This window comes from Rhizobium sp. P1_E1 (assembly GCF_056406015.1).
On record NZ_JBFUAY010000226.1, the window covers coordinates 1 to 6,654 of the forward strand.

A 6,654-nucleotide genomic window follows, 5' to 3' on the forward strand; every position below is an offset into this window, starting at 1 on the left:
GCGCCAAAGCGCGCTGGGATGCCAAGGAGCTAATGCAAAAGCTCGATACTGGTGTCTATGACTATCATTCTCTGGTCTACGAATTCTCTCATATGTCTGCCGACGAAAAGGCGATGATCTTGCCGTTCCGCTGGAATGCGCTCGAATATTACAATAGGAACGAGACGAGCCTTATCCACTTCACCGACATGAATCGCCAGCCATGGGTAGAGCCGACCAATCCCAATCGAAGCGTATTTTATGCGGCGGTGAACGCTGCGCTGGACGCAGGTGCTGTTACACTGGCGGATATTAATCAAGCTATCGACAAAGGTTACATCCATCCCGCCTTCCTGAAATGGATCGGCCGTTCGAAATCTTCAAGTTTCTTCCGCGATTTGGTCTGGCCTGCCCCTTATCTGCGCCTGCTGCCCGTTCAACATCGCATTCTTGCCCGTCTTAAGCGGTTACCGTCCTTGCTCTGAAGTGTTCAATCGCGGTTGGGCGCTGCATTCGTAAGGTTCGCTGCTTGTTTGGCGCATACAAAGCCCACTTCACTGGCGGAGCGAAAGAGTGGGGCGAGGAACGGCACGAGTACTCATCTTTCTGCTATTTGACCTTTTCTCAAGCCGGTAAAACGGCGGCCCCTTTTCGCATTCGTTCCACAGATGCCAACTGAAAGCGTGCGGGGTGGACTTGGAAAGTGAAAAGGTCTAACGCAATTTCATGAACAGAAGAGCGATCAACCTCGTCGAAAACAGCGTGCTCGAGTCGGCAAAACGCACGATAGAGACCGAAAGACGCGGTCTCGAAGCGCTCGAACAGGCTTTTGACGATGGATTGGCCGGTCCTTTCACCCGCGCCGTCGAAGTCATCGGCGACATCTCCGGACGCGTCATCGTCACCGGCGTCGGCAAGAGCGGGCATATCGGCGCCAAGCTCGCGGCGACATTCGCGTCAACGGGAACGCCCGCCTTTTTCGTGCATGCGGCGGAGGCCAATCACGGCGATCTCGGCATGATCGCGCGCGACGACGTCGTGCTGGCGATTTCCAAAGGCGGCGAGAGCGCCGAGCTCAAGAGCATCATTTCCTTCACGCGGCGCTTCTCCATTCCGCTGATCGCCATCACCTGCAGCGACCGTTCTTCGCTTGCGACCGCCGCCGATATCGTCCTCCTGATACCGAACGAGCAGGAGGCCTGCCCGAATGGGCTGGCGCCGACGACCTCGACGCTGATGCAGCTTGCAATCGGCGACGCGCTGGCGGTGGCGCTTCTGGAGGCGCGCGGCTTTACCGCCACGGATTTCCACGTCTTCCACCCCGGCGGCAAACTCGGTGCGAGCCTGATGCATGTCGCCGATGTCATGCATACCGGCGAGCGGCTGCCACTCGTTGCCAAGGGCACACCGATGCCGGAGGCGATCACCGTGCTGTCGCGCAAGCATTTCGGCTGCGTCGGGGTGCTTGATGAAGATGGGCGGCTCTGCGGCATCGTCACCGAAGGCGACATGGCGCGCAACCTGACACGCAATCTTTCAGAGCTTGCCGTCGACGACATCATGACGCGGACGCCGAAGACGGTGAAGCCGACGGTGCTGGCGACCGCGGCCCTGGCGCTGCTCAACCAGCATCACATCGGGGCATTGATCGTTATCGACGATGACCGCCGGCCAGTCGGGCTGGTGCATTTCCACGACCTGCTGCGGATCGGCGTCGCCTGATCAGGCTCGTTCGATCAGACGGGCTCGACCGTCATTGCAAGCACCCGCAACATCAAACGGGCAAGCTTGCCGCCCTATGTCTGGTTGTCGCATTGATTTATATGAGAAAATTTTTGGCTGGGGAACCTGGATTCGAACCAAGATTAACGGAGTCAGAGTCCGTCGTTCTACCATTGAACTATTCCCCAGCAGTTGCCGCCGAAGCATGGCTTGGCTGCTGTGCGGCGCTTATAACCAAAAGCGGGCGGATTGCAAATACCCGTTTTGAAAAAATTCGTGCGGTGCGGAAGACGTGAAACGATCCTCAAATCCCTCGTCCAAAAAAGAATTTGGCGATTTCGGCGGGCGCTGATATTCTTGCCGCAACGCAAAAATCGAATGAGCGCCTGCTGCATATCTCAAGACTTGCGCGGCGCGGTGGAAAAAGAACGTGGAAGACCCCGAAGGCGGCGCAAAGCCGCAATTTGACGGGGCGTCGGCGGCAGGGCGCAAGGACGGCAAGAAGTCCAGGCGCCGCAAGGGCAAACGTGGCGGGCAATCCCGCAACGCGGCTCATCCCGCTTCGTATGAGCCTTCCGGCGGTGCCGGACAGCCTGCGCGCCCGATGGAAGATGCAGCCGGTAATCCGGCCCGCAAGCGCAAGCGTCGCCGTCGTGGCGGCCATGGTGCTGCGCAGGATGGTTCACTTCAACCTCATGCGATGGAACAGGCCGGAGCGGCAGATCATGCCACCCGGTCCGATGGCGATTCGGCGCCGAGCCGTCGCAACCGCCGCAAGCATCGCGGCAAGCGCGGTCTTCAGGGCCGGCCGCTGACATCGGCAAAACCATCTGCTGTCTCGCAGCAGGAACGCCGCGCGGAAGAGACGGCGCTCGGTGCCGAACTGCGTGAAACGCTGAATGGCGCGAGCGCCAACCGCAGGGGCCGCCAGGAAAGCCATGCCCATCCCGGTCACCAGAGGGGGGATCGCCAGGCCGGCGAGCATGCTTGGCCGGAGGAGCTCTATGCCGCTCTCGATCTCGGCACCAACAATTGCCGTCTCCTCATTGCCCAGCCGACCCGTCCGGGTCAGTTTCGCGTCGTCGATGCTTTTTCCCGCATCGTGCGCCTCGGCGAAGGCCTTGCGGCCAGCGGCCGTCTGTCCGACGAGGCGATGGAGCGGGCAATCGAGGCCTTGAGGATCTGCGCCTCCAAGCTCAGGAATCGGGAGATCCGCCGCATGCGGCTGATCGCCACCGAAGCCTGCCGCCAGGCCGTCAATGGCGAGGAATTCCTCAACCGGGTCGTTGCCGAAACCGGCCTCGCACTCGAAATCATCGATCGCGAAACCGAAGCGCGGCTTGCCGTCTCCGGCTGCTCCTCGCTGGTCGGTCGCGAGACGCGCTCCGTCGTGCTGTTCGATATCGGCGGCGGTTCGTCGGAGATCGCCGTCATCCGTATCGGCGACAATCGCTTCAGCCGTCTCGCCAATCACATCACCCACTGGACCTCGCTGCCGGTCGGCGTCGTGACGCTGTCGGAGCGCCATGGCGGACACGACGTCACGCCGGAGGCTTTCGAAGGCATGGTACGCGAAGTCGAAGGCATGCTTGGAGGCTTCGATTGCCCGGAGATCGAGGTCGCCCAGACCGGCGACTTCCATCTGATCGGCACGTCGGGCACGGTGACGACGCTTGCCGGCGTCCATCTCGACCTGCCGCGTTATGACCGGCGCAAGGTCGATGGCATCTGGCTGTCTGATGACGAGGTCTCCGCCATGCAGGCAAAGCTTCTCTCCTGGGATTTCGCCAGCCGCGCCGCCAATCCCTGCATCGGGCCGGATCGGGCCGATCTGGTGCTCGCCGGCTGCGCCATTCTCGAGGCGATCCGCCGCCGCTGGCCAAGCCCGCGCATGCGCGTTGCCGATCGCGGCTTGAGGGAAGGCTTGCTGACAGACATGATGGCCGATGACGGCGTGTGGCGGCGCCACCGCAACCGCCGCGGCCAGCGCGCGAGATAGGGAGAAGGCATGACCAAGGCACCGATCGCGGGAAACCGCACCGGCCGCAAGCTCGGCCAGCGCGTCAAGAACAAGAAGATGAAGGCCTCCTCCCGCCAATGGCTGGAGCGCCACCTCAACGATCCCTATGTGCAGCGCGCCCAGCTCGAAGGCTATCGCGCCCGTGCCGCCTTCAAGCTGCTGGAGATCGACGAGAAACATCATATCCTGCGCGGCGCCAGGCGCATCATCGATCTCGGCGCTGCCCCCGGCAGCTGGTCGCAGATCGCAGCCAAGGTCACCGGCTCGACGGATGATGATATTCGTGTGGCTGCGATCGATTTCCTTGAAATGACCCAGCTGCCGGGGGTCAAGATCCTGCAGCTCGATTTCCTGGATCCGACCGCACCGGAAAAGCTGCTGGAGGCCGTCGGCGGCACGCCCGATCTTGTCATCTCAGACATGGCGGCGCCGACCACCGGCCACCACCGCACCGACCATCTGCGCACCATGCATCTCTGCGAAGTCGCGGCGCATTTCGCCGTCGAGGTGCTCCAGGAAGGCGGGCACTTCCTCACCAAGACCTTCCAGGGCGGCACCGAGCGTGAGCTGCTCGCCATGCTGAAGCAGAACTTCCGCCAGGTCGTCCATGTCAAGCCGAACTCGTCGCGCGCCGAATCGGTCGAGATGTTCCTGCTGGCCAAGGGGTTCAAAGGGCGCAAGGCTGAGGGCGACGCTGAAGAAGCTTGATCTTCGGGCCGGTCCTGACGGATGATGGCGATCGACTGCATAGCTCCTTAAAACGGTATCGATTTAAGGATGAGATATGCAGCAATAGAAAGCGTTACGGCGTCCTTTGCGCGTCTGAAAGGACGCGCGCCGCTGTCAGGATTTGAACCGCTGATCCCATGCTTCTTTACGTCACGCTCGGAACCAACGACCTTTATCGCGCAGGGCATTTTTATGATGCCGTGCTGCCTGTGCTCGGCTATCGCCGCCAGCGTTCTTCCGAAGAGGAAATCGGCTATGCCGCCGAGGGCGATACGCGCTGCCGCTTCTGGGTGGTGACGCCCTTCAATCGCCGCCGGGCGACCTCAGGCAATGGCGCCATGATCGCGCTTGCAGCCGAAACACGGGCGGATGTCGACGCCTTCCATGCGGCGGCGATCGCGGCAGGCGCCGTGGATGAAGGCAAGCCCGGCCTGCGCTCCTACCATGCCCATTTCTACGCTGCCTATGTGCGTGATCTCGACGGCCACAAGCTCTCTGCGGTCTGCGAAAACCCGCAGTAGCGGCTGCCTATTTCACCGCGTGCTGTTCGGCTTCAACAGTTGCTGCCGTCATCGTCTTCAAGCGGTGGCCGGAAACGAGCGCACCGGCATTGCGGTCCATCCGGATAAAGGGAATGGTCGCAATCACCGTCAGTCCGGCAATGATATAGAAGGCAAGGTGGAAATCGGCCACCTGTAGCGCTTCGCCGCTGATATAGATCGAGCTCTCCAGGATCGCGGCGGCGACCGCAACACCGAGCGCCAGGCTGACCTGCTGCATCACCGAGCTCATCGATGTCGCCTGGCTGGCTTCGGCATCATCGATATCGGCGAAGGCAAGCGCATTCACCCCGGTGAACATGAAGGAGCGGGAGAAACCGCCGAGCAGCAGCACGCCGATGATGACGAGGTGCGGCGTCGACGGCGTGAACAGGCCGGTGATGACAGTCACCAGGGTGGTTACCATCGCGGCGCCGAGAAGCGTGGTGCGGAAGCCGGCGGCGGCGAAGACCCGCTTCGCCATAAATTTGGTGGTGATCGCGCCGATCGCCCCGGCAAAGGTGATGAGGCCGGATTGGAACGGCGTCAGCCCGAAGCCGAGCTGCAGCATCAACGGCGTCAGGAAGGGCATGGCGCCGACGCAAATGCGAAACAGCGTGCCGCCCAAGGTCGAGGCCCGGAACGTCGGGTTCTTGAACAGGTTGAGGTTGAGGATCGGCGCCGGGTGCCGCTTGGCATGGCGCACGTAGAGGAAGCCGCAGGTGAGGCCGATCAAGGTGGCGGTGACGCCGATGATCGGGGGCAGGGCCGGCAGACTGACCACCGACAGGCCGAAGACGACGCCCGCAGCCGAAAGCGAGGTCAGCACGAAACCGGTGAAATCGAGCCGCGGCGGCGCCGTCGCTTCCACCTCTGGCAGGAAGATCGTCGCAAGCCAGATACCGATAATGCCGACCGGCACGTTGATCAGGAAGATCCAGTGCCAGCTGAAATAGGTGGTGATGAAGCCGCCGAGCGGCGGTCCGGTGAGCGGGCCGACAAGTGCCGGGATGGTGAGCAGCGCCATGGCCGAGACCAGATCGCTGCGCTTCGTGGTGCGCACCAGCACAAGGCGGCCGACCGGCGTCATCATCGCGCCGCCCATGCCCTGCAGGAAGCGGGCAAACACGAATTCGACGAGGTTGGACGAGATGGCGCAGAAGATCGAGCCGATGACGAAGACGGAGATGGCAAGCCGGAAGATCTTCTTGGCGCCGAACCTGTCGGCCATCCAGCCGCTCACCGGGATGAACACCGCGAGCGCCACCATGTAGGAGGTCAGCGCCAGCTTCAGCGTGATCGGCCCGACATGCAAATCCGCCGCGATCGCCGGCAGCGCCGTCGCAATGACGGTTGAATCCATCTGTTCCATGAAGAGGGCGACGGCAAGGATCAGCGGGACGATGCGATTCATAGGCGGGAGCCTTGATGGGGCAGCGGATGGAGCTGGGAAGGCCAGTGCTGTTTAGTCCCAGTTCCCAGCCATGCCAATCCCCAAATCCGGGTCGACGACACGTTTGCTTCACGTCTGCGTGAGACGCCTTGCGCATCAACGTCGCCTGGCAAGATTGACATATGTTTACTTGGCCGGGGCAAAAAAACCCGGCGGAACTGACATCGGGGGGCCGTGCGGCGACGCACCGCACGTCATAGGAGGATGGACAT

The 6,654-nt window shown here is 61.9% G+C and carries 5 protein-coding genes, 1 tRNA gene and 1 pseudogene; 5 read left to right on the plus strand and 2 right to left on the minus strand.

Translation table 11 applies throughout. The annotated features are described in order from the left end of the window. Window positions 1-464, plus strand: a pseudogene (locus tag AC1D1Z_RS32195) (hypothetical protein); the annotation flags it as partial. A gap of 241 nt (window positions 465-705) precedes the next feature. Then, window positions 706-1,701 (plus strand): KpsF/GutQ family sugar-phosphate isomerase, encoded by a 996-nt coding sequence (locus AC1D1Z_RS32200; RefSeq protein ID WP_128403052.1) that lies wholly within the window; start codon window positions 706-708, stop codon window positions 1,699-1,701. A gap of 114 nt (window positions 1,702-1,815) precedes the next feature. Here the strand turns inward: AC1D1Z_RS32200 and AC1D1Z_RS32205 are convergent. Beyond that, window positions 1,816-1,889: transfer RNA gene (locus AC1D1Z_RS32205), tRNA-Gln, on the minus strand. A gap of 242 nt (window positions 1,890-2,131) precedes the next feature. Between AC1D1Z_RS32205 and AC1D1Z_RS32210 the strand changes: the two genes are divergently transcribed. The 3 genes from AC1D1Z_RS32210 (at window position 2,132) to AC1D1Z_RS32220 (ending at window position 4,971) form a co-directional block, all read left to right on the plus strand. Continuing rightward, entirely contained in the window at window positions 2,132-3,700 is a 1,569-nt protein-coding gene (locus AC1D1Z_RS32210) for a Ppx/GppA phosphatase family protein (protein ID WP_477852900.1), read from the plus strand. A 9-nt stretch (window positions 3,701-3,709) separates the two neighbouring features. Continuing rightward, window positions 3,710-4,429 (plus strand): RlmE family RNA methyltransferase, encoded by a 720-nt coding sequence (locus AC1D1Z_RS32215; RefSeq protein WP_128403054.1) that lies wholly within the window; start codon window positions 3,710-3,712, stop codon window positions 4,427-4,429. A gap of 158 nt (window positions 4,430-4,587) precedes the next feature. After that, window positions 4,588-4,971 (plus strand): VOC family protein, encoded by a 384-nt coding sequence (locus AC1D1Z_RS32220; RefSeq protein WP_128403055.1) that lies wholly within the window; start codon window positions 4,588-4,590, stop codon window positions 4,969-4,971. A 7-nt stretch (window positions 4,972-4,978) separates the two neighbouring features. Here AC1D1Z_RS32220 and AC1D1Z_RS32225 read toward each other — a convergent pair whose 3' ends face one another. Further along, complete coding sequence (locus AC1D1Z_RS32225) at window positions 4,979-6,403, minus strand: DHA2 family efflux MFS transporter permease subunit (protein ID WP_128403056.1); 1,425 nt, start codon at window positions 6,401-6,403, stop codon at window positions 4,979-4,981. Window positions 6,404-6,654 lie beyond the last annotated feature (251 nt).

What these genes read in the sequence shown, in the direction of transcription:
- AC1D1Z_RS32225 (WP_128403056.1), bottom strand. Translation starts at nt 6,403, where the DNA reads ATGAATCGCATCGTCCCGCTGATCCTTGCCGTCGCCCTCTTCATGGAA.
- AC1D1Z_RS32215 (WP_128403054.1), top strand. Translation starts at nt 3,710, where the DNA reads ATGACCAAGGCACCGATCGCGGGAAACCGCACCGGCCGCAAGCTCGGC.
- AC1D1Z_RS32220 (WP_128403055.1), top strand. Translation starts at nt 4,588, where the DNA reads ATGCTTCTTTACGTCACGCTCGGAACCAACGACCTTTATCGCGCAGGG.
- AC1D1Z_RS32200 (WP_128403052.1), top strand. Translation starts at nt 706, where the DNA reads ATGAACAGAAGAGCGATCAACCTCGTCGAAAACAGCGTGCTCGAGTCG.